Origin of the sequence: Streptomyces sp. NBC_00876 (assembly GCF_045207435.1) — a bacterium.
In the GTDB taxonomy this organism is placed as follows: Bacteria; Actinomycetota; Actinomycetes; order Streptomycetales; family Streptomycetaceae; genus Streptomyces.
In genome coordinates, this window is sequence record NZ_CP108800.1 from 4,006,383 (window position 1) to 4,032,066 (window position 25,684).

Annotated in this window: 17 protein-coding genes and 1 pseudogene; 11 read left to right on the forward strand and 7 right to left on the reverse strand. The window is 71.8% G+C overall.

What is annotated here, in order from left to right:
- Window positions 1–42: 42 nt before the first annotated feature.
- Window positions 43–1,491, forward strand: coding sequence for a flotillin family protein (locus tag OG782_RS17570; RefSeq protein ID WP_406452028.1), 1,449 nt, complete (start codon window positions 43–45; stop codon window positions 1,489–1,491).
- Between the two features lie 67 nt (window positions 1,492–1,558).
- Here the strand turns inward: OG782_RS17570 and OG782_RS17575 are convergent, their stop codons facing one another.
- Window positions 1,559–1,954, reverse strand: a complete 396-nt coding sequence (locus OG782_RS17575) for a nitroreductase/quinone reductase family protein (protein ID WP_406452030.1) — start codon at window positions 1,952–1,954, stop codon at window positions 1,559–1,561.
- 196 nt (window positions 1,955–2,150) lie between these two features.
- Here OG782_RS17575 and OG782_RS17580 point away from each other — a divergent pair, with 196 nt between their 5' ends.
- Together OG782_RS17580 and OG782_RS17585 are read left to right on the forward strand one after the other, a co-directional pair.
- Complete coding sequence (locus OG782_RS17580; RefSeq protein ID WP_406452032.1) at window positions 2,151–2,621, forward strand: cation:proton antiporter regulatory subunit; 471 nt, start codon at window positions 2,151–2,153, stop codon at window positions 2,619–2,621.
- Between the two features lie 2 nt (window positions 2,622–2,623).
- Entirely contained in the window at window positions 2,624–3,877 is a 1,254-nt protein-coding gene (locus OG782_RS17585) for a cation:proton antiporter (RefSeq protein ID WP_406452034.1), read from the forward strand.
- Between the two features lie 42 nt (window positions 3,878–3,919).
- On the opposite strand, the gene OG782_RS17590 is transcribed toward OG782_RS17585, so the two are convergent.
- Both OG782_RS17590 and OG782_RS17595 read right to left on the reverse strand, forming a co-directional pair.
- The gene (locus OG782_RS17590) at window positions 3,920–5,500 is read right to left on the reverse strand and encodes an MFS transporter (RefSeq protein ID WP_406452036.1); all 1,581 of its coding nucleotides are present in this window, start codon (window positions 5,498–5,500) and stop codon (window positions 3,920–3,922) included.
- A gap of 152 nt (window positions 5,501–5,652) precedes the next feature.
- Window positions 5,653–6,738, reverse strand: coding sequence for a PucR family transcriptional regulator (locus tag OG782_RS17595; protein WP_406452038.1), 1,086 nt, complete (start codon window positions 6,736–6,738; stop codon window positions 5,653–5,655).
- A 305-nt stretch (window positions 6,739–7,043) separates the two neighbouring features.
- Here OG782_RS17595 and OG782_RS17600 point away from each other — a divergent pair, with 305 nt between their 5' ends.
- The 4 genes from OG782_RS17600 to OG782_RS17615 all read left to right on the forward strand — a co-directional run bounded on the left by OG782_RS17600 (window position 7,044) and on the right by OG782_RS17615 (window position 17,467).
- Window positions 7,044–7,706 (forward strand): hypothetical protein, encoded by a 663-nt coding sequence (locus OG782_RS17600; RefSeq protein WP_406452040.1) that lies wholly within the window; start codon window positions 7,044–7,046, stop codon window positions 7,704–7,706.
- Window positions 7,707–7,841: 135 nt separating this feature from the next.
- Complete coding sequence (locus OG782_RS17605) at window positions 7,842–9,950, forward strand: flotillin family protein (protein ID WP_406452042.1); 2,109 nt, start codon at window positions 7,842–7,844, stop codon at window positions 9,948–9,950.
- 480 nt (window positions 9,951–10,430) lie between these two features.
- On the forward strand, window positions 10,431–15,431 hold the full coding sequence (locus tag OG782_RS17610; RefSeq protein WP_406452044.1) for a DNA repair ATPase: 5,001 nt from the start codon (window positions 10,431–10,433) through the stop codon (window positions 15,429–15,431).
- Between the two features lie 29 nt (window positions 15,432–15,460).
- Complete coding sequence (locus OG782_RS17615) at window positions 15,461–17,467, forward strand: NAD-binding protein (RefSeq protein ID WP_406452046.1); 2,007 nt, start codon at window positions 15,461–15,463, stop codon at window positions 17,465–17,467.
- 47 nt (window positions 17,468–17,514) lie between these two features.
- On the opposite strand, the gene trpS is transcribed toward OG782_RS17615, so the two are convergent.
- From trpS to OG782_RS17635, 4 genes and pseudogenes are all read right to left on the reverse strand, one after another.
- A complete protein-coding gene (gene trpS, locus OG782_RS17620) occupies window positions 17,515–18,552 on the reverse strand; it encodes a tryptophan--tRNA ligase (protein ID WP_406452048.1) in 1,038 nt (345 codons plus the stop codon).
- 443 nt (window positions 18,553–18,995) lie between these two features.
- Window positions 18,996–19,274: a hypothetical protein gene (locus OG782_RS17625; protein WP_406452050.1), complete on the reverse strand. Its 279-nt coding sequence runs from the start codon at window positions 19,272–19,274 to the stop codon at window positions 18,996–18,998.
- Complete coding sequence (locus tag OG782_RS17630; protein ID WP_406452052.1) at window positions 19,271–19,750, reverse strand: hypothetical protein; 480 nt, start codon at window positions 19,748–19,750, stop codon at window positions 19,271–19,273. Before OG782_RS17630 ends, OG782_RS17625 begins: the two co-directional genes overlap by 4 nt.
- Before the next feature lie 120 nt (window positions 19,751–19,870).
- Window positions 19,871–19,996 (reverse strand): annotated as a pseudogene (locus OG782_RS17635) (DUF6126 family protein); the annotation flags it as partial.
- A gap of 197 nt (window positions 19,997–20,193) precedes the next feature.
- Here OG782_RS17635 and OG782_RS17640 point away from each other — a divergent pair.
- From OG782_RS17640 to OG782_RS17655, 4 genes are all read left to right on the forward strand, one after another.
- A complete protein-coding gene (locus OG782_RS17640) occupies window positions 20,194–22,017 on the forward strand; it encodes an alkyl/aryl-sulfatase (RefSeq protein WP_406452054.1) in 1,824 nt (607 codons plus the stop codon).
- 13 nt (window positions 22,018–22,030) lie between these two features.
- Window positions 22,031–23,722 carry a SulP family inorganic anion transporter gene (locus tag OG782_RS17645; RefSeq protein WP_406452056.1) on the forward strand — a complete coding sequence of 564 codons (1,692 nt, stop codon included), beginning with the start codon at window positions 22,031–22,033 and terminating at the stop codon, window positions 23,720–23,722.
- Window positions 23,723–23,804: 82 nt separating this feature from the next.
- On the forward strand, window positions 23,805–24,902 hold the full coding sequence (locus OG782_RS17650) for an LLM class flavin-dependent oxidoreductase (RefSeq protein WP_406452058.1): 1,098 nt from the start codon (window positions 23,805–23,807) through the stop codon (window positions 24,900–24,902).
- A 4-nt stretch (window positions 24,903–24,906) separates the two neighbouring features.
- Complete coding sequence (locus OG782_RS17655; protein WP_406452060.1) at window positions 24,907–25,560, forward strand: FMN reductase; 654 nt, start codon at window positions 24,907–24,909, stop codon at window positions 25,558–25,560.
- The last annotated feature ends 124 nt before the right edge of the window (window positions 25,561–25,684 follow it).

Sequence of the window (25,684 nt, forward strand, 5' to 3'; positions counted from 1 at the left end):
ACAGAACTGCCGTCCCGTCGGGAGGCAGAGGGGGACATCCTCATGAGTCCAGTCCTGTTCGCCGTCATCGGAGTCGTCGTACTCCTCGTACTCCTCGCCCTCGTCGTCATCACCCGCTACAAGGTCGCCGGGCCCAGCGAGGCGTTCATCATCACCGGGCGCCGCGGCAAGAAGTCCGTCGACCCGGTGACCGGGCAGTCCAGCATCGACAACAGCGGCCAGAAGGTCGTCGTCGGCGGCGGAGTCTTCGTCGTGCCGTTCGTCCAGCAGAGGTTCACCCTGGACCTCTCCAGCCGGCACATCCCGGTCGCGGTGCGCGGAGCCGTCACCCTGCGCGGGGTCAAGTCCCACCTCGAGGGCGTCGCGATCGTCAAGGTCGGAGGCAGCGAGGACGCGATCCGCGCCGCCGCCCAGCGCTTCCTCCAGCAGCAGGACGGCATCGTCGGCTTCACCCAGGAAGTGCTCTCCGGTGCGCTGCGCGCCATCGTCGGCCGGATGTCGGTCGAGGACATCATCCGCGACCGGGCCGCGTTCGCCGGTCAGGTGGCGGAGGAGGCCGAGGCCAGCCTGTCCGGTCAGGGCCTGATCCTGGACGCGTTCCAGATCCAGGACATCACCACCGAGGGCTCCTACCTGGAGGACCTGGGCCGCCCGGAGGCCGCGCGCGCCAAGCAGGAGGCGGACATCGCCGAGGCGATCGCCCGCCGTGCCTCGGAGCAGGCCCGGCTGAAGGCCGCCGAGGAGATCGCCATCGCCGAGCGGACGTTCAACCTGAAGCAGGCCGAGATCAAGGCCGAGACGGAAGCGGCCGCCGCGAAGGCGAACGCCGCGGGACCGCTCGCCGAGGCCGCCCGTCAGCAGGAAGTCCTCGCGGAGCAGGAGAAGGTCGCCGAGCGCCAGGCGGCGCTGACCGACCGCGAGCTCGACACCAAGGTCCGCAAGCCCGCCGACGCCGCCCGCTACCGGGCCGAGCAGGAGGCCGAGGCCCGCCGTATCGCCCAGGTCAAGGAGGCCGAGGCGGACGCCGAGAGGTCGCGGCTGACCGGTGAGGGCGAGAAGCTGCACCGCTCCGCGCTGGCCGAGGCCGTGCGCATCGAGGGCGAGGCCGAGGCCGCCGCCATCGCCGCCCGCGGTTCGGCCGAGGCCGAGGCCATGCAGAAGAAGGCCGACGCGTTCGCCCAGTACGGCGACGCGGCCGTCCTCCAGATGCTCGTCGAGGTGCTTCCGCAGGTCGTCGCCAAGGCGTCCGAGCCGCTGAGCGCCATCGACAAGATGACGGTGATCTCCACGGACGGCGCCAGCCAGCTGTCGCGCACGGTCACGGACAACGTCGCCCAGGGCATGGAACTCCTCAGCTCCACCACCGGAGTCGACCTCGCCGCGCTGCTGAAGAACCTGAAGGGCGCGGGCCCGAAGGCATCCGTCCCGGCCCAGTCGGACACCACCACGGCTGCCGCCGCGCCGAGCGGCAAGATCGAGATCAGCGACTGATCCGGGCCGTCGGCACCCTCGCGTGCCCGGCCGGTCGCGGACCGGCCGGGCACGTGTGCGTCGGGCCTCAGTCCTCCAGGTCCACCCGTACGGTCATGAGGTCCGTCCCCATAACCCGTACCACCGCGCTGTTGTACGCCGGCAGGGTCCGCAGCCGGGCCCGGGCGTCGTCCCGGGGAAGCGGATGGGCGGTCCCCCGGTGCCAGCGGCCCTTGATCCGGACCCGGACCCGCGGGTCCTTCCGGATGTTGCGCACGTACTGGGACCGGTCGCCGAACTCGGAGACGAGCCAGAACTCCTGGCCGGTGCGGCGGCCGCCGACGGGGGTGCGCCGCGGCAGCCCGGACGTGCGGCCGGTGGTCTCCAGGAGGATCTGCCCGGGGCTGCGCCGGGCGAGCGGGTTGACGACGTGCCGCTGGAGCGCGGTGACCGCTCTGAACCTCAGATCCCGAAAGCCCGCCATCGCGTGCCCCTTCCGCCCGTTCGCCCGGGTCCCGCGATGAGGCGGTCCCACCGTCGTCGCGAGCCTATGGGCTGCCCGCCGGGGCCGGGGCCGGGACCCGTCCGGACAAGGCGGCGGGACCCTCCGGATAAGGTAATGCGAACCTAAAGAGTTAACCAAGTGCATCACCGCACACCGCGCTCCTCGGGAGGAAGCCATGGGAACCCACCGCACCACGCTGCCCGGAGTCGGCGTGCAGTACGACTACACCACCGAGTCGGGACAGCACATCTCCGTCGTCGTCCACCACGACGGACGGCGCTTCATCGGCTTCTACGACCAGGACGATCCTGATTCGTGCCGCCTCTCCGTACCCCTGACCCCACAGGAGGCCACGGGACTCGCGCACCTCATCGACGCGGCACCGATCGACGCCGTACGGACCGAGGGCATCGATCTGGTCACCGAGCACATACCGCTCGGGACGCGTTCCCCGTACGGCGGCCGGCTGCTCGGCGAGACCCGGGCACGGACCCGTACCGGGGCCTCGATCGTGGCGGTGCTGCGGACGCACAGCGCACATCCGTCACCCGGACCGGACTTCCGGCTGGCCATCGGGGACACGCTCGTCGTCGTCGGTACGCGTGAGGGCGTGGACGCGCTCTCCGAGATCATTGCGGAGGGCTGACCGTGCACGACACGACCGCACTGCTGGTGGAGCTCGGCTCCGTCATCCTGGGGCTGGGCATCATCGGGCGGTTCGCCGGACGGATAGGCCTCTCGCCGATCCCCCTGTACCTGCTGGCCGGGCTCGCCTTCGGAGAGGGCGGGCTGCTGCCGCTCGGGGCCAGTGAGGAGTTCACCGCCGTCGGCGCCGAGATCGGTGTCATCCTGCTGCTGCTCCTGCTGGGGCTCGAGTACAGCGCCTCCGAACTCGTCACCAGTCTCAAGACCCAGTACCCGTCCGGCGCCGTCGACTTCGTGCTCAACGCGACCCCGGGCGCCGTCGCCGCGCTGCTGCTCGGCTGGGGACCCGTCGGGGCCGTGGCCCTGGCCGGGGTCACCTGGATCTCCTCGTCCGGGGTGATCGCCAAGGTCCTCGCGGATCTGGGCCGCCTCGGCAACCGGGAGACGCCCGTCATCCTCGGGGTGCTGGTCATCGAGGACCTGTCGATGGCCGTCTATCTGCCCCTGCTCACCGCGATGCTCGCGGGCGTCGGCTTCGCCGGCGGCAGCATCGCGCTGCTCGTCGCGCTCGGCACCGTCGGCTTCGTCCTCTACCTCGCGCTGCGCCACGGGCGGCTGATCAGCCGGGCCGTGTCCTCCGACAATCCGGAGATGCTGCTGCTCGTCGTGCTCGGGCTGACCGTCCTGGTCGCCGGCGTGGCCCAGCAGTTGCAGGTGTCGGCGGCCGTCGGCGCGTTCCTCGTCGGCATCGCGCTCTCCGGAGAGGTCGCCGAGGGGGCCCGCAAGCTCCTGACCCCGCTGCGGGACCTGTTCGCCGCCGTGTTCTTCGTGTTCTTCGGGCTCTCCACCAATCCCGCGGAGATCCCCCCGGTGCTGCTGCCGGCCGCCCTGCTGGCCGTCGTCACCGTCCTCACCAAGATCGCCACCGGCTGGTACGCGGCCCGCCGGGCGGGCATCGGAGCGCGCGGGCGCTGGCGGGCGGGCGGCACGCTCGTGGCCCGCGGCGAGTTCTCCATCGTCATCGCCGGGCTGGCGGTGGCGACCGAGCCGCGGATCGGCCCCATCGCCACCGCGTACGTGCTCATCCTGGTCATCGTCGGACCGCTCACCGCGCGCTGGACCCAGCCGGCCGTCGAGCAGATCCAGAAGTGGCGCGGCCGCGACGACGGGCCTGCGACCGGCGCCGGTGCGGACGCCGCGGTCCCCGCCACCCGGGCACCCGCCGCCAAGGAGGAGCTGGCCGCGTCCGCGGACTGACTCCCGGGCGACCTGCTCCCCGTCAGGCCCGGGCCGGTGCGTTCAGGCCCGGGCCGGTGCGGGTTCCTCCACCGGGTGGGGGTTGGGCGCGCCCCGCCGGTAGAGGATCACCGTGACCAGCAGTCCGACGGCGAAGAAGCCCGCCGACCACCAGTACGCGGTGGAGTAGCTCTCCAGCTGGGCCTGGGCGACGGCGGCCGGGGTCGGCCTGCGGCCCACGAGGTAGTCGGCGGCGGCACTGGTGGCAAGGGTGTTCAACAACGCCGTACCGATGGAACCACCCACCTGCTGGCTCGTGTTGACCATGGCCGAGGCCACCCCGGCGTCCCTCGCCCCGACCCCGGCGGTGGCCAGGTTCATCGCCGTGGCGAAGATCATGCCGAGCCCCAGCCCCAGGCAGATCAGCGGCGGCAGCACATGGGCGAGGTAGCTGCTGCTCAGGTTCAGGGTGGTCAGCCACATCATCGCGGCCGCCGAGAGGCCCATGCCGAGCGGCACGATCGGCTTGGCCCCCAACCGCGGCACCAGCGAGTTGGTCGTCGTCACGGACGTCACGATCATGACGGCGACCATGGGCAGGAAGGCCGCGCCCGTGGAGACCGGCGAGTACAGCAGGCTCTTCTGGAGGTAGTAGGTGAGGAACAGGAACACACCGAACATGCCGGCGCCGGAGATGAACATCGCCAGGAACGACGCCGCACGGTCCCGGTCCAGCACCACCCGCATCGGCAGCAGCGGATGTTCGGCCCTGGTCTGCCACCACGCGAACGCGGACACGAGCACCGCACCGGCCAGCAGGAACCCCCAGGTCTGCGGCGAACTCCACGGATTCGTCTCGGCCTTGGAGAAGCCGAACACAATGCAGAAGAGGCCCGCCGAGACCAGCACGGTCCCCGGGATGTCGAGCTTCGGGCGGTCGGCCGGTGCGCCCGCCGTCAGCAGGCGCGAACCGCCGACGAAGGCGACGAACGCGAACAGCAGGTTCACGTACAGGCACCAGCGCCAGTTCAGGTACTCGGTGAGCACCCCGCCGAGCAGCAGGCCCACCGCACCGCCCGCGCCCGCGATGGCGCCGTAGATACCGAAGGCCTTCGCCCGCTCCTTGGGAACGGTGAACGTCGTGGTGAGCAGGGAGAGCGCGGCCGGGGCCAGCAGGGCGCCGAACATGCCCTGCAGGGCGCGGGCCAGCACCAGGACCTCGAAGCTCGGGGCGGCGCCGCCGATCGCCGAGGCGACCGCGAAGCCGACCAGACCGGTCAGGAACACCACCCGCCGGCCGACCAGGTCGGCGATACGGCCGCCGAGCAGCAGCAGCGAGCCGAAGGCCAGGGCGTACGCCGTCACGATCCACTGACGGTTTCCGTCGCTGAAGCCGAGGTCCTGCTGGGCGGAGGGCAGCGCGATGTTCACGATCGTCGCGTCGAGCACCACCATCAGCTGGGCGAGCCCGATCACGCCCAGGACCCACCACCGGTGGGCCGGGCCGCTCTCCTTGCCGTCGTCCGGGCCGCTCTGCCGGCCGCTTCCCTGTCCGGGTCCGGACCGGGACGCCGCCGCGGTCGCCGACCGCCCGTATTCTCCGTCCTCGGCCGGTTCCCCCGGCTGACGTGCATGACGGGCCATGGTGCAGATCTCCCTCGCTGCGCGCACCGCCGGAATCCCCCGACTGATCACGCTAGGCCGAGGTCGCCGTCCCCGCATGCGGGGAGCGTCGTGGTCCGGCGAACCTGCCGGGACCCGGCAACGGAGGGCGGGCGGGCAGCGGAAGCCGCTGCTCAGACCTCCTTGGCCGGCCAGTCCAGCAGCCGGGCCCCGATCACCGCGGTCTGCAGCGTGTAGCGGTGCACCGGGTCGGCCGGGTCGGAGCCGGTGAGCTGGTGGATCCGCTCCAGCCGGTAGGTGAGCGCGCGCACGCTCAGCGCCAGCCGGCGGGCGGTCTCCGCCGCGACACAGCCCGCCTCGAAGTACACGGTGAGCGTCCTCAGCAGCGGTTCCGCACCGCCCCGCGCCTGCTGGAGCGGGCCGAGCTCGCTGCGTACAAGATCGGCCATCGCCTGCCGGTCCCGGGTCAGCACGGGGTAGACCAGCAGGTCCGCGGAGTAGAGGACCGGATCGTCCAGCCCCATCCGCTCCGCCAGGCCGAGTGCGTCCAGCGCCTCGTCGTAGGACTGGACGACGCCGCCGGGACCCCGGTGGGCGCGGCCGATGGCGACCCGGCCGCCGTCCGTCGCCGCGTGTGCCTGCTTGGCGAAGAACCGCAGGACATCGGGCTGGCTGCCGGGCGCGATGCAGATCAGCCGGCCGTCCTTCGTCGTGAGCAGGATCTTCCGGCCGTCGAACCGGGCCAGCAGCGCCGACTCCACGTGCCGCGGCACGGTATCCGTCTCGGTGTACGCCTCCGGGCCCGACGCCACCGCCACGGCGTGGGCGCGGGAGAGCCGCAGCCCGAACCGGGTGGCGCGCTCGGCGAGCCGGCCCAGGTCGCTGCGCCCGTACAGCAGGTCGTCGATGAACTCCCGGCGCGCGGCCTCCTCCCGCCGGACGGTGAGGCGCTGCGCCCGCTCGAAGCCCTCGGCGAACGCGTCGACCGCCTGCTCCACCGCGGCCAGCACACTCCCGGCGGACGCGGCGGCGGCGGACGCCGACGCTCCGGGGACGGCCTGCGGCCAGTTGGCCCGGGTCTCGGCCAGATGGATACGGACCAGGGCGCGCAGCTGGTGTCCGGCCTCGGCGGCCTGCCGGCCCAGCGCGCGGCGGGCGTCCAGCTCCTCCCGGGTGAGCCTGCGCCCGGAGACGGCGACCTCAGCCAGAATCCGGGCGTAGCCCTCCAGAAAACCGTCGGGAATCTCCGGTTCCGCCACGCGTCCGCCTCCGCTCCTGATGCATCAGTGATATTTACACAACGCGTACGGGCGAATGCCGGTGCCCGGCATCGAGCGCGAAGAAAGACTGCCGGACTCCGGCAATGCGGCTGTCCCGCCCCGGATGACACGATCCCATCAGCACCGACCGGGGGACCACGGGGGAAACACGGGGGTGCACGGGGGACGGGGGAAGACCCGGCTGCTGCGGTACCGCTGACGGCGGTACCGCAGCACCGGGGTCATCGCCGGACCCTGCACAGCCACCGGCAGCGACTGCCGGCGGAACGGCAGGGGGTGGACCGATGCAGGAGTTCGTGACCGCGACGCTGTCCTTCCCGGCCGTGATCTTCGCCGCGGCGCTGGTCGTCGTCATCGCCTTCTGGCTGCTCGTCCTGGCCGGCGCGGCCGACCACCACTCCTTCGGCGCGGACCTCGACACCGATCTCGCCGGCATCGGCGGGGTGCCCGTCACCGTCTCGGTCTCGGTGATGGTGGCCGTCGGCTGGTTCAGCGCCCTGACCGGTTCGGTCCTGCTGCACCGCACCGACGCCACCGGCACCGCCCGGACCGCGCTGGCCCTCGGCGTCCTGGCCGGGGCACTGCTGATCGCCTGGGCCGTGGTGCGGCTGCTGGTGCGCCACTTCCGCCGCGTCTTCCCGGACCAGCCTCCTCCATCGCGCCAGGACTTCCTGGGCCGCGTCTGCACGATCCGTACGGGCTCGGTCGGCACGGACTTCGGCCAGGCCGAGGTCGCCGCTGCCGACGGATCCACCGCGATCGTCCAGGTACGCCAACTGGAGCCGACCGACGCGGAGTTCACGGCGGGGAGTTCGGGGCTGCTCTACGCGTACGACGAGGCGGGCGAGTTCTTCTGGGTCTCGCCGTACGACCGTGCGCTCGACCCGGGTCCGCCGCCGGCCGCGCGGCGCCCGCGCCGCCCCGGACCACCGGGCCACTCCGCCTGATCCAGGCACCCCGTCCGCGCGGTACGCGCCGCACCGTGCTGCCCGCGCACCTCTCCTCTTCCGGCTCCGTCCCCATCTCCGTTCCCGTTTCCGTCCCCGTTCCCGTTTCCGTACCACCAGCCGCCAAGGACTGTCATGGAAGCCATCTCCTTGGGCCTCGGCCTGCTCATCGCCGTGGTCCTGCTCATCGCGATCGCCCTGCTCCTGATCGTCACCCGGCTCTTCCGCAAGGTGGAACAGGGCAAGGCCCTGATCATCTCCAAGACCAAGAAGGTCGACGTGACCTTCACCGGCGCGGTCGTCCTGCCGGTGCTGCACAAGGCCGAGTACATGGACATCTCGGTGAAGACCATCGAGATCCGGCGCACCGGGCGCGAGGGCCTGATCTGCCAGGACAACATCCGTGCCGACATCCACATCAACTTCTTCGTACGCGTCAACAAGACCGTCGAGGACGTCATCAAGGTCGCCCAGGCCATCGGTACGGAGCGGGCCAGCGACAAGGTGGAGATCCAGGAGTTCTTCGCCTCGAAGTTCTCCGAGGCGCTCAAGACCGTCGGCAAGCAGCTGGACTTCGTCGATCTGTACACCAAGCGCGAGGAGTTCCGGGACCGGATCATCCGGGTCATCGGCACCGATCTCAACGGCTACCACCTCGACGACGCGGCGATCGACTTCCTCGAGCAGACGCCGATGACGCAGCTCGACCGCGCCAACATCCTTGACGCACAGGGCATTCGCAAGATCACCGAGCTGACCGCGATCGAGCATGTGCGGACCAACGAGTTCCAGCGCACCGAGCAGAAGGAGATCACCCGGCAGGACGTCGACGCCCGGGAGACCATCCTGGAGCTGGAGCGCCGGCAGGCCGAGGCGGAGATCAAGCAGCGCCGCGAGGTCGAGACGCTGCGCGCCCGCGAGGAGGCCGCCACCGCCCGGGTCCAGGAGGAGGAACGCCTGGGCGCCCAGGCCGCGTTCATCCGGACCGAGGAGCAGCTCGGCGTTCAGCGGGAGAACCAGGCGCGGGAGATCGCCGTCGCGCAGAAGAACCGCGAGCGGGTCATCGCGGTGGAGAACGAGCGCATCGAGAAGGACCGGCTGATCGAGGTCATCGGCCGCGAACGGCAGACCGAGCTCAACCGCATCGCCGCGACGAAGGAGGTCGAGGCCGAGCGCCGTGAGGTGGCCGATGTGATCCGGGAGCGGATCGCGGTGGACCGTACGGTCGCCGAGCAGGAGGAGTCCATCAAGACGCTGCGGGCCGTCGAGGAGTCCGAGCGGACCCGCAAGTCGGTGATCATCGCCGCGGAGGCGGAGGCCCAGGAGAAGCTCGTCAAGGACATCAAGGCCGCGGAGGCCGCCGAGGCCGCGGCCACGCACCGGGCCGCCGAGGCGCTGACGCTGGCGGAGGCCCGGCTGAAGACCGCGGACCTGGACGCGCGGGCGAAGCTGCGGCTGGCCGAGGGCGTCCAGGCGGAGTCGGCGGCGCCCGGACTCGCGGACGTGCAGGTACGGGACGCGGCGGCCGATGTCATCGAGAAGACCGGCCGGGCCGAGGCCGAGGCGACGTCCGCCCGGCTCAGGGCCGAGGCGGAGGGCTCCCGGCTCAAGGCGCTCGCGACGGCCGAGGGCACCCAGGCCCAGGCGACGGCCGACGCGGCGATGATCGGCGAGAAGCTGAAGGCCGAGGCGGCGGGGCTCACGGACAAGGCGGCCGCGATGGCGGCGCTGGACGACGCCTCGCGCGGCCACGAGGAGTACCGGCTGCGGCTGGCGGCGGAGAAGGAGATCCGGCTGGCCGGTCTCGATGTGCAGCGGCAGGTCGCCCAGGCGCAGGCGACGATTGTGGCCGCGGGTCTGGAGAACGCCGACATCGACATCGTGGGCGGGGAGTCGGTCTTCTTCGACCGGCTGGTCTCGTCCATCTCGATGGGCAAGAGCCTGGACGGGTTCGTCGAGAACTCGGACACGGCGAAGGCGCTCGGCGGGGCGTGGCTGAACGGCACGTCGTCGTTCACGGACGACGTGACGCGGGTGCTGGGGTCGGTGTCGTCGGGTGACGTACAGAACCTGACGGTTTCGGCGCTCCTGATGCGGATGATGGCTGCGCCGGGGGTGGGGGGCGTGGGTGCGGACCAGGTCCGCGAGCTCCTGGAGCACGCCCGGTCCCTGGGCCTGGCGGACCTGCCGGTCGGCGCGGTGCCGAACCCGTCACCGTCGAGGAACGGTACGCCGGTGGGGTAGCCGGGTCCCCTGTCTCCCTGTCCTCAATCGCCGGACAGGCTCGGTGTGTTCCGTGACCTGTCCGGCGGATGCCCCCCGGGGCGTCGGTCCGTCCTCAAACGCCGGACGGGCTGGATGCGGCCGGACCTGTCCCGTGGCAGTCCCCCGGAGCACCGTCCGTCCTCAATCGCCGGACGGGCTGGATGTGGCCGCACGGCCGGGATCACTCCCGCTCGCGCTCACAGCAACGCCAGGCAGTACAAGCCCGTCCGGCGATTGAGGACAGACGGCGCGCACAAGAAACCGCACGCCACCCGAAACCCCAACCAAATCAAGCCCGTCCGACGATTGAGGACGACCGGCACGCCCAACAACCCCCACACCACCCGGAACCCGAACCCCCATCAGGCCCAAATCAAGCCCGTCCGGCGATTGAGGACAACCGCCGGCCGCAGGCCCGCCCGGCGCACCCCGCACATCCACGTAAGGAGCCCGCACCGCATGGACACCGGAACCCCGCCGCCCCCGGGCGGCCCCGTGGAGGCCGGGGCCTACGACGTGCTGCGCCGACGGCTCGCCGCCCAGGCCGCGGAGCTCACCCGCAGGGCCGAGGCGCTCAACTCCCGCCGGACCGAGGAGTTCGGCTCCACCGGACTGCGGCTGCTCGGCAGCGAGCGGGTCCGGACCGCGCAGCCGTCCACCCCCCGCGACCTCGTCGCGATCGGCGGACAGCTCCTGTTCGGCTTCGAGCGGGGCGCAGGCCGGACCGACGACCCCGCCGTCGACGACGTACTCGCGCTGTACGGCGCCGACCTCGCCCCCGGCACCCACCCACTCCTCTCCGACGAGGCCTTCGTCCGTGAGTTCAACGGCCTGCACCGCTACTACCGCGACGCCCGGCTGCTGCGGCTGCGCCGCACCGACGGACGGCTGCTCGCCGTGTTCCGTACCGGCGAGACCGCCGAGGACATCCGCGTCCTGCGCTGGGAGCTGAACGCCGACGGATCGCCCGGCGCCTTCCTCGACGCCCGCGGCGAGCGCGACCACGTGTTCCCGCCGTCGCACGACTTCGCCTGGACCGTCGCGGGGCGCGAGGCCCACATCCCGGGCCGGCACCCGCACATCGCCGTCGGCGGGACCGAGGACGGCAAGGACGCCCCGCTCTTCGTCAGCACGCTCGGCGGACACCTCACGCTCAAGACCGCCGACGACACGGAGAGCCCCGACGGGATCTACCGGGAGCCGGTCACCGAACCCCTCCAGTCGCTCGCCGACGCCGAGGTCGAGTACGCGCTGACCGGCCCGCTCGTCCTGCTCCGCATCCGGCCGTACAAGGAGGAGGCGAGCCGCCATCTCGTCCACAACCGGCTCCTGGGCACCGTGCAGCGGCTGGACGGGATCGGTCCGGCCTGCCACCGGCTCCCCGAGGACCAGGGGATCATCTTCCCGGGCGGCTACTACCTGACCGCCGGCACCGCGAAGACCTTCGACATCGCGGAGCCGCTCGCCGACCCCGTCTTCGAGGGAGCCGTCCGCTCCCCCAACGGCGAGGACGTCCTGTACGTGTTCCGTTCGCGGGAGGACGGGCGCAGCCTGCTCCTCCCGTACAACGTGATCCGCCAGGAGGTGGCCACCCCGCTCCAGGGCCGTGGCCACGGCCTGCTCGACGACGGCACGCTCGTACTCCTGCGGGACCCGGTCGAGGGCGCGGACGGCGGCCCGGTCCGGGTTCACCCGGTGCAGCGCTGGCAGACCCCGTACGTCTCCGACACCTACGCCGCCTCCCGCCCCGCCGGGACCGGCCCGCTCGCCCGGGTCGGCAACGCCGACCTCGTGCGCGGCATCTCCGACTGCCTGGCGATCGCGCACAGCGCCGACGGGACCACCCCGACCGGCGCCGGGTACGCGCGGCTGGTGGCCGACTGCTCACGCGCCACCGACCGGTACCACTGGCTGGACGAGGGCGAACTCGGCGCCCTCGGCGAACCGTTGGCCGAACTCCGCACGACCGCACAGCAGGTGCTGGCCGAGTTCGACGCGGTGCAGGAACAGACCCGGCGGGCCGCGGACGCGCTCACCGAGACGGCGGACCGGATCACCGCGCTGGTGCGCCGGGTCCGCGGCGAGGCGCCGCGCTCGGCCGCCGAATGGGTCGACCGGCTGACCGACCTGCGCAACGCCCACGGCCACTTGGCGACGCTCGCCGAGATGCGGTACGCGGACACCGAGCGGATCGCCGAGCTCACCGCCGCCACCGCGGACGACCTCACCGCGGCCGGCCGGCGCGCGGTCGGGTTCCTGGCCGGGGACGGGGCCTTCGCCGGCTATCACGAGGACATCGCCCGGCTCACGGACGAGGCCGCCGCCCTCGCCACCGTCAGCGACGCCGCCGCGCTCGGCGAGCGGCTGGCGGGGATGACGGACGGGCTGAACACGGTGACGGACGTCGTCACCGGTCTCGACATCGGTGACGGCGTGGTCCGCACCGCGATCCTGGAACGCATCGCCGAGGTGCTCGGCGGGGTGAACCGGGCCCGCGCCACGCTCGACGCCCGCCGGCGCGCGCTGCTCGACCACGAGGGCCGGGCCGAGTTCGCCGCCGAGTTCGCCCTGCTGGGGCAGGCCGTCACGGCCGCACTGGCCGCAGCGGACACCCCGGCCGCCTGTGACGACCAGCTCGCGCGGCTGCTGCTGCAACTGGAGAACCTGGAAGCGCGGTTCGCCGAGTTCGACGACTTCCTGACCGAGCTGGGTGAGCGGCGGACGGAGGTGTACGAGGCGTTCTCGGCCCGCCGGCAGACCCTTCAGGACGCCCTCGCCCGGCGGACCGAACGCCTCGCACAGTCCGCCGCCCGGGTGCTGGACACCGTCGGCCGCCGCAGCGCCGCGCTGCCGGACGCGGACGCCGTGCACACCTACTTCGCCTCCGACCCGATGGTCGCCAAGGTCCGCCGAACCGCGGACGAGCTGCGCGGACTCGGTGACACGGTGCGGGCCGAGGAACTCGAGGGGCAGCTGCTCGCCGCACGCCAGGAGGCGGGGCGGGCGCTGCGCGACCGCAGCGAGCTGTACGCGGACGGCGGGACGGCGATCCGGCTGGGCCGGCACCGGTTCGCGGTGAACACCCAGCCGTTCGAGCTGACGCTGGTTCCGCAGGAGGACGGACTCGCGTTCGCCGTCACCGGGACCGACTACCGGATGCCGGTCACCGACCCGGACTTCCTGGTCACCCGCCCGTACTGGGACCAGTCGCTGCCCTCCGAGTCCCCGTCCGTCTACCGGGGCGAGCACCTGGCCGCCCGACTGCTGGACGAGCAGGGCGCCGACCGGCTGACGGCACTCGCGGAAGGCGAACTGGCCTCGCTCGTACGGGAGTCGGCCGCAGCCGCGTACGACGAGGGCCATCAGCGCGGGGTCCACGACGAGGACGCCACCGCCATCCTCGGCGCCCTGCTGAAGCTGCACACAGCCGCCGGACTGCTGCGCTGCACGCCCGCCGTCCGGTCCGCCGCCCAGCTCTTCTGGGCGTACGGGGCCGACGAGGCCCGCCGGACGTCCTGGACGCGACGGGCCCGTTCACTGGCCCGCGCCCGCGAGACGTTCGGGCTCAGCCCGGCCATCGCCACGCTCCAGGAGGAGTGGGCCGGCGTCATCGCGGGCGAGAACTCCCGTGCCGTCGCCTCGTACCTCTTCGAGGAACTGACGAGCGGCCCGGAGGGCTTCGTCACCAGTGCCACGGTCCGCACCTTCCTCGACAAGTTCCGTCGCACGACCGGCACTTCGGCGTACGACGAGGATCTCGCCGCCAACGGCGTGGTGGACGATCTGCCCGCCCGCCGCCAGCTCGTCGAGGGATGGCTGACCTCGTACGCCCGGTCGAGCGGGACGGAACTCGACGCGGGCGATCTCGCGGAGGCCGTCGCCGTCGAGCTCTGCCCGGAGCCGGTCCTGGCCCGCTACGAGAGCGACGCGCCCCTCACCGCGACCGTGTCGGGGCTGCTGGGCGTCCACCCGCGCATCACCGGCGGCCTGCTGACCGTACGCATCGATGAACTCCTCTTCCGTACCGGGGAGTTCCGCACCGCCGCCGTCCCCGGCTTCCGCGCCTACCAGCGCCGGCGCACCGCCCTGGCCGCCGCCGAGCGCTCCCGGCTGCGGCTGGACGACCACCGGCCGCGCGTCATGTCGGCGTTCGTCCGCAACCGGCTGCTCGACGAGGTGTATCTGCCGCTGATCGGCGACAGCCTCGCCAAGCAGCTCGGCACCGCCGACGCGGACCGGCGCACCGACTCGCAGGGCCTGCTGCTGCTCGTATCGCCGCCCGGCTACGGCAAGACCACGCTCATGGAGTACGTCGCCGACCGGCTCGGCCTGGTCCTGGTCAAGATCAGCGGGCCGAACCTGGGCCACGAGGTGACCTCGCTCGACCCCGCGCAGGCGCGCAGCGCGACCGCGCGCCAGGAGATCGAGAAGATCAACTTCGCGCTGGAGGCGGGCAACAACACACTGCTCCAGCTCGACGACATCCAGCACACCTCCCCCGAACTGCTCCAGAAGTTCATCCCCCTCTGCGACGCCACCCGCAGGATCGAGGGTGTGCGGGACGGCGAGCCGCGCAGCTACGACCTGCGGGGCAAGCGGTTCGCGGTCTGTATGACGGGCAATCCGTACACCGAGTCCGGGGAGCGGTTCACGATCCCCGACATGCTGGCCAACCGGGCCGACGTCTGGAACCTCGGCGAGGTACTGAGCGGCCACGAGGACGTCTTCGCGCTGAGCTTCGTCGAGAACGCGCTGACCGCCAACCCGGTGCTGGCCCCGCTCGCCGGGCGCTCCCGCGAGGACCTCTCGTTGTTCCTGCGGCTCGCCTCCGGCACCGACGCCACCGCCCGCGCGGAGCAGCTCGAACACCCCTACGCACCTGCCGAGGTGGACCGGATCACCGCCGTGCTGCGGCATCTGCTGCACGCCCGCGACACGGTGCTCGCCGTCAACGCCGCGTACATCGCGTCGGCCGCGCAGACGGACGCGACGCGCACCGAGCCGCCGTTCCGGCTCCAGGGCTCGTACCGGAACATGAACCGGATCGCCGAGCGGATCGTCCCCGTGATGAACGGGGCCGAGCTGTCCGCCGTCATCGACGACCACTACGCCGGCGAGGCCCAGACGCTCACCACGGGCGCCGAGGCGTCCCTGCTGAAACTCGCCGCCCTGCGCGGCACGCTGAGCCCCGCGCAGGCCGAGCGGTGGTCCGCCGTCACCGCCTCGTACGTCCGCGCCCAGGCGCTCGGCGGACCGGACGGTGATCCGCTGACCCGCGCGGTGGCCGCACTCGGACTGCTCGCGGACCGGATCGCGGCGGTCGAGTCGGCGATCAGCCGGGCGGCGGACCCGCGCCGTCTGCTCACCCGGCCACCGTCCGCGACGCACCCCGGGACGCACGGCGAGGCCCACCCCTGGACACACCCCGGGGCACACTCCGGGACACACGAGGACGGCTGACCGTACCGATCATCAGAAGGGAGCAGGGCATGCTGGGACATGTGCCTCCTCTTCCCCAGCAGCCCCAACGCTCCCCGTTCTCCGGACACATGGTCGTCTGCGGCGACGACGCGCTCGCCCAGCGGCTCGCGGTGGAGCTGCGTTACGTCTACGGGGAGCGGGTCACCCTCGTCCTGCCGCCGGATCCCCGCTCGGTGCGGCCGGAGCTGCCGCTGACCGGGCGCGGCCGGGCGGCCGCCCTGTTCGGCCGCATGTCGTCGGCGATGAACCGCAACGGCGGACTCGGGAACGGCAACGGCGCGAGCGGCAACGGCGGGGACAACGACACCAACGCCGGGGTGGAGGCGGTCCGCATCCTCCAGGCGGCGGAGCCGTCCGACGAGGCGTTCGAGGAGGCGGGCATCGACACGGCCGCCGCGCTGGCCCTCGTCTACGACGACGACGAGCGCAACATCCGTGCCGCGCTGACCGCGCGCCGCATCAACCCCCGTGTCCGGCTGGTGATCCGGCTCTACAACCGCAAGCTCGGCCAGCATCTGGAGGCCCTGCTCGACCAGGCGGCCGCCGTCGCCTCGCCCGGCCTCGACCCGACCGCGCTGGACGCCTCCACCACGGTCCTCTCCGACGCCGACACCGCGGCCCCCGCCCTCGCGGCGACCGCGCTCGCCGGCTCCAGCAAGGTCATCCACGCGGAGGGCCTGCTCCTGCGGGCCGCCGAACGCACCCCTCCCCGGGACGGGCAGATCGCCGACCCGGGCCTGTGCACACTGGCGCTGCTCTCCTCCACCACCCATGACCCGGCCGGCACCGAGGGCTCCGACAGCAGCGGGGACGAAGGCCCCCGGCTGCTGCCCGACCGGGCCCAGGTGGCCGCCGCGACCGGGCGCGGAACCATCGTCCTGGAGGCCGTCAGCCAGAACGGTCCGGCCGCCCCGGCGACCCGGATGGGCGGCCGGAGCGCACCGCTGAGCCAGTTCTTCTCGCGCCGGCTGCGCTGGTCCGCGCTCGGCGTCGGCCTGGCGGTCCTGGGCCTGGCGGTGGCGTCCTCGTTCACCACCGGGGACGATCCGCTGCACGCCACGTATCTGACCCTGCTCGACCTGTTCGCGATGGGCGACCCGGCGATCGGCGAGCCGACCGCCCGCCAGATCATCCAGATCCTCTCGGGGGTCGCCGGGCTGATGCTCCTGCCGCTGCTGGTGGCCGGGGTGCTGGAGGCCTTCGGTTCGCTGCGGACGGCCTCCTCGCTGCGCCGTCCGCCGCGCGGCCTGTCCGGTCATGTGGTGCTGCTGGGCCTCGGCAAGATCGGTACGCGTGTCCTCGTCCAGCTGCGTGAACTCGGCATCCCCGTGGTGTGCGTGGAGGACGACCCGGACGCGCGCGGCATCCCGGTGGCCCGTCGGCTGCACGTACCGGTGGTCATCGGGGACGTCACCCAGGAAGGCGTCCTGGAGGCGGCGAAGATCCGGCGCTCCCGCGCCCTGCTCGCCCTGACCAGCGTCGACACCACGAACCTGGAAGCGGCGCTGTACGCCCGCTCGGTCAAGCCGGATCTGCGGGTGACGCTGCGGCTGTTCGACGACGAGTTCGCCACCGCCGTCTACCGCACCCTGCGCACGGCCCACCCGCAGGCGCTGACCCGCTCCCGCTCGGTCTCCCATCTGGCGGCGCCCTCGTTCGCGGTCGCCATGATGGGCCGGCAGATCCTGGGGGCGGTGCCGGTCGAGCGGAAGGTGATGCTGTTCGCCGCCGTCGAGGTGGCCGGGCACCCGCAGCTGGAGGGCCGGACGGTGGAGCAGGCGTTCCGGGCCGGGGCCTGGCGGGTGCTCGCCCTGGACGTGGCCCCGCCCGCCGACCGCCGCCCCGACCTGGCGACACCGGGAACGGGCCCCGCCACCGAGGACCGGCCGGGCGGCCTGATCTGGAACCTGCACCCGGGCTACGTCCTCCAGCCCACCGACCGGGTGGTGATCGCGGCGACCCGGCGCGGACTGGCCGAACTGCTCCGCAGGCGGGGGTCGTTGACGAGGCACTGAGACCGGGCCGGCGTGACGCGCGCCGGCCGGCCGTCGCGGAGAACGCCCTAGACCAGTCCCCCCATCACCTCCCGGACCTCCATCAGCGTCGCGTCGGCGAGGGCGTTGGCGCGCTCGTTGCCGGCCCGCAGCACGGACCGTACGTACCCCATGTCCCTTGCGTACTCGGCCCGTCGGGCGCGCATCGGCGCCATCCGGCCGTTGACGGCATCGGTCACGGTCCGCTTCAGCGCCGCCGCACCCCCGCCCCCGATCTCCTCGGCCACGTCGTGCGGGTCCCGGTCGAGGCAGAGCGCGGCGAGCAGCACCAGCCCGGACACCCCGGGCCGTCCCTCGGGGTCGTACGTGATGTGCCGCTCGGCATCCGTCGTCGCCCCCTTGATCAGCCGGGCCGTGGTGTCCTCGTCGGCGCTCAGCGCGATGGAGTTGGCGCGGCTCTTGCTCATCTTGGTGCCGTCGGTGCCGAGCAGCAGCGGCGCGTCCGAGAGCAGCACCTCGGGTTCCGGGAAGACCGTCCCGTAGCGCTCGTTGAACCGCCGGGCGACGGTCCGGGCCACTTCGAGATGGGGCACCTGGTCCTGGCCGACCGGCACCAGATTGCCCTTGCAGAACAGGATGTCGGCCGCCTGATGGACCGGGTAGGTGAACATCAGGCCGCTGACGGAGGCCTGCCGGGAGTGCGCGATCTCGTCCTTGACCGTGGGGTTGCGGCCCAGCTCGGCGACGGAGACCAGGCTGAGGAAGGGCAGCATCAGCTGGTTCAGCGCGGGGACGGCGCTGTGGTTGAAGATCACCGAACGTTCCGGGTCGATGCCGACGGCCAGATAGTCCAGCAGCAGCCCCTCCATCGTCGCGGTGAGCCGCTCGGCGACGTCCCGGTCGGTGAGCACCTGGTAGTCGGGGATGACGATGAACACCTCCACCCCGAGCTCCTGGAGCCGTACCCGGTTGTGGAGCGTGCCGAAGTAGTGCCCGAGGTGCAGCGCCCCGGTGGGCCGGTCACCGGTCAGGACCCTGAAGGCGGCGGGGTCCCGGTGGATCCGCTCGTCGAGCGTGGCGGTGCTGTCGGCATGGGTCGTGGTCATGGTGGTCTCTCCTCGCGATGGCGTGTGCGTGGAGGACGGCCCCCGCCGGGCTCGGAGCCCGTACCGGAAGAGGGCAGAGAAGAGGGCCGTCCCTATCGAACGGCCCTGGTCCCGCGCTGAAGAGGTGGCCGCTCCTAGGAGGAGCGCCACCAGTTCCGGCACGGTACGGAGGTCATGGGGCGAGCCTAGCCGAGCGCGGCGGCACGGGCTCGGTGATTGCCGCTACACGGTGTACGGGTCGCTGATGGTGTGAGGCCGGCGCGCGGTGGCCGGCCGCTCGGTGACTCCGTGCGCACCCCGTCACGGGTTGAACCGCCCGCGCAGCGCCCACGACCGCGGAACGGCGCCGCCGAGGCCCTCACTCATCGGCGGTCCGTGGCCCGCGGGTGCCCCGTGCCGGCGAAAGTGATCCGGCATGTCTCGCCAGCAGTGTCGACGAGGTATCAGATACGGCCGCCGCCGGTCACCTCGATCTGCCACTGCTCACAGGTCCGCCCCCGGTGGGTTCCGTGCGCCAGACTGCCCTTCAGCCGGTGCTGCCGAGGCGTCTCCACCGTCGGCCTCGGATCAGTGCGCATAGCAATCCAGGCGCGATACGTGTTGCCGCGGGCCTGCCGGCCGAGGCTCTCCCACCCCTTGGCCGCGGCCGCATCGGCGAGGCGGACTTCCCACTGCCCTTCCGGCGCAGGAGGCGCGGCCCGGTCGCCGCGCCCCGCGGTCATGCAAGCTCCCGCGGATCAGACGCCTGGCCGTAGTCCGCCTCATGATCCCTGGTCAGCGCGGCCAGCAGTTCGGGGTCGGAGTGGACCTCGGCCGTGTGCTGCCACGCGGTGAGGAGCTGGGCGACGGAAGCGCTGTTGCCGATCGAGTCGGCGGCACGCATGGTGTCCACCAGCTCGACAGCGAAGGCGTGGACGTCCGGCCCGGGAAGGAACCGGACCCAGGGAAACGCGTCCGGCAGTATGTCGAGGAGCAGCTCCATGCTGCCGGGCTCCCGGCGTGCCATGGCGGCCAGCATCCGCGTGGCAGCTGATACCACGCTGCGGTCCTGCTCGGCCCGTGCAGCGGTGGTGAGGACCAGGTCCTCACCATCTCTGCGGTGCAGCAGCAACCGTGGTGATTCCTCGAGTCTGGCAAGGGTCTGCTTGTTCTTGTTCACCAGCTCGGAGAAGTTCACGGCAGCGCTCTCGATGCTCATGACTTTCAAAATAGTTCGAAACTCACGAGGCGGCCATCACCCACAAGAGGGACACGGAACTGCCCGCCCCGGGCGGGTACGCACCCCTCGCCGGCCCCCCGCGCCGCGAAACCCGGCCGGCTACTTCTTCGCGTGCCCGCCCACATAGAAGAGGATCCAGATGAACCCAGCGAACAGGTGCGTCGCGAAGACGTAGACGAAGACGCGCAGCGCTACGCCGCGCTCCTTCCAGCGCTCGCTCCCGGATCCGGACTCCCGGTCCGCCGCACCGTCGAAGCGGGTTCCGCCACCGCTCCCCGCTCCGGTCCCGCTCATGTCGGCCTCCGTCCGCCCGGGGCTCGGGCGGCCTCCGTACGGTTCAGCGTACGCACCGGCCGACACGCCGATTCCGACAAAAAAGGATGAAGTGCATAAATAGCCCAACTGGGTTCTACTGAGTTCTCATGAGTGACCTTCCGTTCCACGACACGACCGATTTCGAGAACGCCGACCGCGGCTTCGTCGCCGCGCTCGAGCCCGCTGTGGTGAAAGCCGACGACGGCCGCGTCATCTGGGACAACGACGCCTACGCCTTCCTGGACGCCGACTGCCCCGACACCGCGCACCCCAGCCTCTGGCGGCAGGCACAACTCGTCTCCCGGCAGGGGCTGTACGAGGTGGCCGAGGGCATCTACCAGGTGCGCGGGCTCGACCTGTCGAACATGACGCTGGTGGAGGGGGACACCGGCGTGATCGTCATCGATCCGCTGCTGTCCGCCGAGACGGCCGCCGCGGGGCTCGCCCTGTACCGGCGCGAACGCGGGGACCGGCGCGTCACCGGGATGATCTACACGCACTCGCACGCCGACCACTTCGGCGGCTCGCGCGGGGTACTGGCGAAGGGCGAGGAGGACGGGGTGCCGATCCTGGCCCCCGTCGGCTTCCTGGAGCACGCGGTCAGCGAGAACGTGTACGCCGGGAACGCCATGACCCGGCGCGCGGTGTACATGTACGGCGACCGGATCGAGAAGGCGCCCGACGGGCAGCTCGGCGCCGGGCTCGGCATGACCACCTCCACCGGGACGGTCACGCTCATCCCGCCGACCGTGGACATCACCCGTACGGGCCAGGAGGAGACGGTCGACGGCGTACGGATCGTCTTCCAGATCACGCCCGGCACCGAGGCCCCGGCCGAGATGAACTTCCTCTTCCCGGACCGCCGCGCGCTGTGCCTGGCCGAGAACGCCACCCACAACATGCACAACATCCTGACGCTGCGCGGCGCGGTCGTCCGCGACTCGCGGATCTGGTCGCACTACCTGGACGAGGCGATCGAGCTCTTCGGCGACACGATGGACGTCGCCTTCGCCTCCCACCACTGGCCGACCTGGGGCGCCGAGAACGTGGTGGAGTTCCTGGCCGTCCAGCGCGATCTGTACGCGTACATGCACGACCAGACGCTGCGGCTGCTCAACGCCGGTCTCACGGGTCCCGAGATCGCGGAGGAGATCAAGCTGCCGCCCGCGATCGAGAACTCCTGGCACGCGCGCGGCTACTACGGATCGCTCAGCCACAACGTGAAGGCGATCTACCAGCGCTACCTCGGCTGGTTCGACGGCAACCCGGCCCACCTCTGGGAGCACCCGCCGGTCGCGGCGGCGACCCGGTACGTGGAGTGCATGGGCGGCGCCGACGAGGTGATCGGCAAGGCCGCGAAGTACGCGGAACAGGGCGATCTGCGGTTCGCGGCGACGCTCCTGAACCACGTGGTCTTCGCCGACGCCTCCGACCGGCAGGCCCGATCCGACCTGGCGGCCGTCTACCGCAGGCTCGGGCACGGCTCGGAGAACGGCACCTGGCGCAACTTCTACCTGATGGGCGCCATGGAGCTGGAGAACGGCCCGGACACCAACCTCCTGGACCCGGCCAACCCCGAGGTGGCGATGGCCCTCACCGTCGAGCAGCTCATCGACTCGATCGCGGTACGGGTCGACGGGCCGCGCGCCTGGGACAAGAACCTGGTCATCGACCTGGACCTGACCGACCAGCGCACCCGCCACCGCCTCACCCTGCACAACGGGGCCCTGACCCAGCGCGCCACCACGGACGCCTCCCCGCCCCGGACCCCGGCCGGCCTCACCCTCACGCTGACCAAGCCGCAGCTGCTCGGTGTGTTCGCCGGGCGCGGGCTCGACGGCATCGGCACCCAGGGCGATCCGCAGGTGCTCGCCACGCTGTTCTCACTGCTGGCCGAGGGCGACACCTCGTTCCCGATCGTCACCCCGTAGGGAAGGTCTCTCCTTGCGCGGAAAGACGAAGCTGGGCCGGCCGACACCTTCCGATGTGTCGGCCGGTCTGGTTACCGGGCTCTTCTCCATCCCCGAAGGCATGGCCTACGCGGCGATCGGCGGCTTCAACCCGGTCACCGGCATCTACGCGGGCGTCGTACCGACCATCCTGGCGTCCGTCTTCGCGCGTACGGTCCTGATGGTCACGACCCTGACCTCCGCGATCGCCCTGACCTCGCAGAGCGTGCTGTCCGGGGCGCATCTGGACCCCAAGGACGCGGGGAACATCGCCACCGTCGCCGTGCTCGCCGGGCTGATCATGGTGGTGCTGGGGCTGCTGAAGCTCGGCGCGGTGATGAGCTTCGTCTCCAACGCCGTGATGACCGGTTTCTCCACCGGGATCGCGCTCCAGATCATCACCGGCTCGCTCGACGACGCCACCGGCTACAAACCGCACGGCCACAACCGGCTCACCCAGTTGGCCGACTGGGTCCTCCACATCGGCGACTGGAAGCTCACCACCACCCTGACGGCCGTGGTGACGGTCGCCGTGTGGGCGCTCGTCCGGCTGGTCAAGCGGCTGGAACCGGTGGCGATCCTGGTCGCCCTGGTCGCCGTCAGTCTGGGGGTCGGGCTCCTCTCCGTCGATGTGGAACTGGCCCGGGACATCGCGCACATCCCGGCGGCGCTGCCGCACTTCACCGCGCCCGACCTGTCCGTCATCGGAAAGCTGCTGCCCGGCGCCTTCGCCGTCGCGCTGGTCGCACTGGCCCAGGCGGCCTCGATCGGCCCGACCGTCCGCAACCCCGACGGTTCCAAGTCGTCCGTCGACGGCGACTTCGTCGCCCAGGGGATCGGCAACATCGGCGGCGGGCTGTTCGGCGCGCTGCCCGCCGGCGGTTCCATGTCCCGTACCGGCGTCGCCGTCAGCGCGGGCGCCCGCACCCGGTGGACGGGCATCTTCGCCGGGCTGTGGCTGGCGCTGCTGGTCCTGACGCTCGGCTCGCTGGCCGAGCGGATCCCGATGCCGGTCATCGGCGGCCTGATCATCGTGATCGGCTGCGAGCTGATCTGGGGCCGCCGCAAGGACATCCTGCTGGTGCTGCGTACGTCCTGGCTGTCGGCCGCCGCGATGCTCGTCACCTTCGTCGCCACCACCCAGCTGCCCCTCCAGCAGGCCATCGTGATCGGGGCGCTGCTCTCGCTGCTGCTGTACTGCGTGCAGGCGGCCCGGCAGAGCGGACTGCGCGGACTCGAACGCGGCGCCGACCCCGGGACCTGGCGGTTCACCGATCCGCCCGCACGGATCGGGCCCGGCGAGGTCACCGTCCTCTTCTACGCCGGAACCAGTCTGTTCGCCGAGGCGCCCCGGATCGACGCCCAGTGGCCCGATGTCTCGCGGGCGCGCGGATCGGCCGTGGTGCTGTCGCTGCGCACCACACCCGAGGTGCCCTCATCCGCGGTGGTGAAGCTGCTCAGCCGGTACGCGGAGGAGCTGGGGGATCACGGCGGCCGGCTCTATCTGGCCGGGGTGCAGCCGGGACTGCTGGCGGTGCTGCGCCGGACCGGTCTCACCGCCGAGCTGGGCGACGACCGGGTGGTGCCCGCCCGCGAGGAGATCTTCGGGGCCCAGCTGGAGGCGATGGAGCGGGCCGGGCGGTGGGTCGAGGAGCAGCGCGGCACGGGTCCGGTGGCGGCGGAATAGGGAAGCGGTGCGCTCCGTTGTAGGGTGTATTCAGATAGTTCAACGTTCAACAACTACGGTTCAGCACTCTGGAGGCGGCGCCATGCAGTTCGGGATCTTCACCGTCGGGGACCTCACCACCGACCCGACGAACGGCACGACGCCGAGCGAGCACGAGCGGATCAAGGCCACCGTCGCCATCGCGCGGAAGGCCGAGGAGGTCGGCCTCGACGTCTTCGCGACCGGCGAGCACCACAACCCGCCGTTCGTCCCCTCCTCGCCGACGACCACCCTCGGCTACATCGCCGCCCGCACCGAGCGCATCATCCTGTCCACCTCGACGACCCTGATCACCACCAACGACCCGGTGAAGATCGCCGAGGACTACGCCACGCTCCAGCACCTCGCCGACGGCCGCGTCGACCTGATGATGGGCCGCGGCAACACCGGACCGGTCTACCCCTGGTTCGGCAAGGACATCCGCCAGGGCATCCCGCTCGCCATCGAGAACTACGCCCTGCTGCACCGGCTGTGGCGCGAGGACGTCGTCGACTGGGAGGGCAAGTTCCGTACGCCGCTCCAGTCCTTCACCGCGACCCCGCGCCCGCTGGACGGCGTCCCGCCGTTCGTCTGGCACGGCTCGATCCGCTCCCCGGAGATCGCCGAGCAGGCCGCGTACTACGGCGACGGCTTCTTCCACAACAACATCTTCTGGCCCATCGAGCACACGAAGAAGATGGTGAACCTCTACCGGCAGCGCTACGCCCACTACGGGCACGGCACCGCCGAGCAGGCCATCGTCGGCCTCGGCGGCCAGGTGTTCATGCGCAAGAACTCGCAGGACGCGGTACGGGAGTTCCGCCCGTACTTCGACAACGCCCCGGTCTACGGGCACGGCCCGTCCCTGGAGGACTTCTCGCAGCAGACGCCGCTGACCGTCGGCTCCCCGCAGGAGGTCATCGAGCGGACGCTGTCGTTCCGGGACGCCGTCGGCGACTACCAGCGCCAGTTGTTCCTGATGGACCACGCGGGACTGCCGCTCAAGACGGTCCTGGAGCAGCTCGACATCCTCGGCGAGGAGGTCGTCCCGGTGCTGCGCAAGGAGTTCGCCGCGCTGCGGCCGGCCGGGGTGCCCGACTCCGCCCCGCTGCACCCGGCCGTCGCCGCCACCACTGCCGCCACCGTCGCGAAGGAGAGCTGACACCGTGTTCGCCACCGAACCGCTGAGGATCGTCGCCGTCTCGGCCGGACTGAGCAGCCCCTCGTCGACCAGGCTGCTGGCCGACCGGCTCGCCGCCGCCACCCGGGAACGGCTGGAGGCCGAGCAGGACCGCCCGGTCGAGGTCCGGGTCATCGAACTGCGCGACCTGGCCGTCGACATCGCGGGCAACCTGGTGTCCGGCTTCCCGTCGGCCACCCTGGAGGAGGCCATCGGCGCGGTGGCCGGGGCCGACGGGCTGATCGCGGTCAGCCCCGTCTTCACCGCCTCGTACAGCGGTCTGTTCAAGTCGTTCTTCGATCTCGTCGAGAACACCGCGCTGACCGGCAAGCCCGTCGTCGTCGCGGCGACCGGCGGCACCGCCCGGCACTCGCTGGTGCTGGAGCACGCGATGCGTCCGCTCTTCGCCTACCTGCGGGCCGTGACCCTGCCGACGTCGGTGTACGCCGCTTCGGAGGACTGGGGCTCGTCGGGCGACGAGTACACCGACGGGCTGCCGGCCCGGATCCGGCGCGCGGGCGGCGAGCTCGCGCACGCGATCACGGGCGGCCGGGCGGTCTCCGGAGCGTCCAGGGCCCTCGGCCTGGACGACGAGGTGGTCCCCTTCGAGCGCCAGCTGGCGGATCTCCGCCTCGAATGATGGCGCCCGGAGTGCGTTGTTGGACCCGAAGACGATGCATACATCCGGTTTGACTAGAGTTGTGCGAGAAGGTGCGTGGTACGGGTGCCCCGACCTGTATCCCGTACGACGCACCTGCACGACC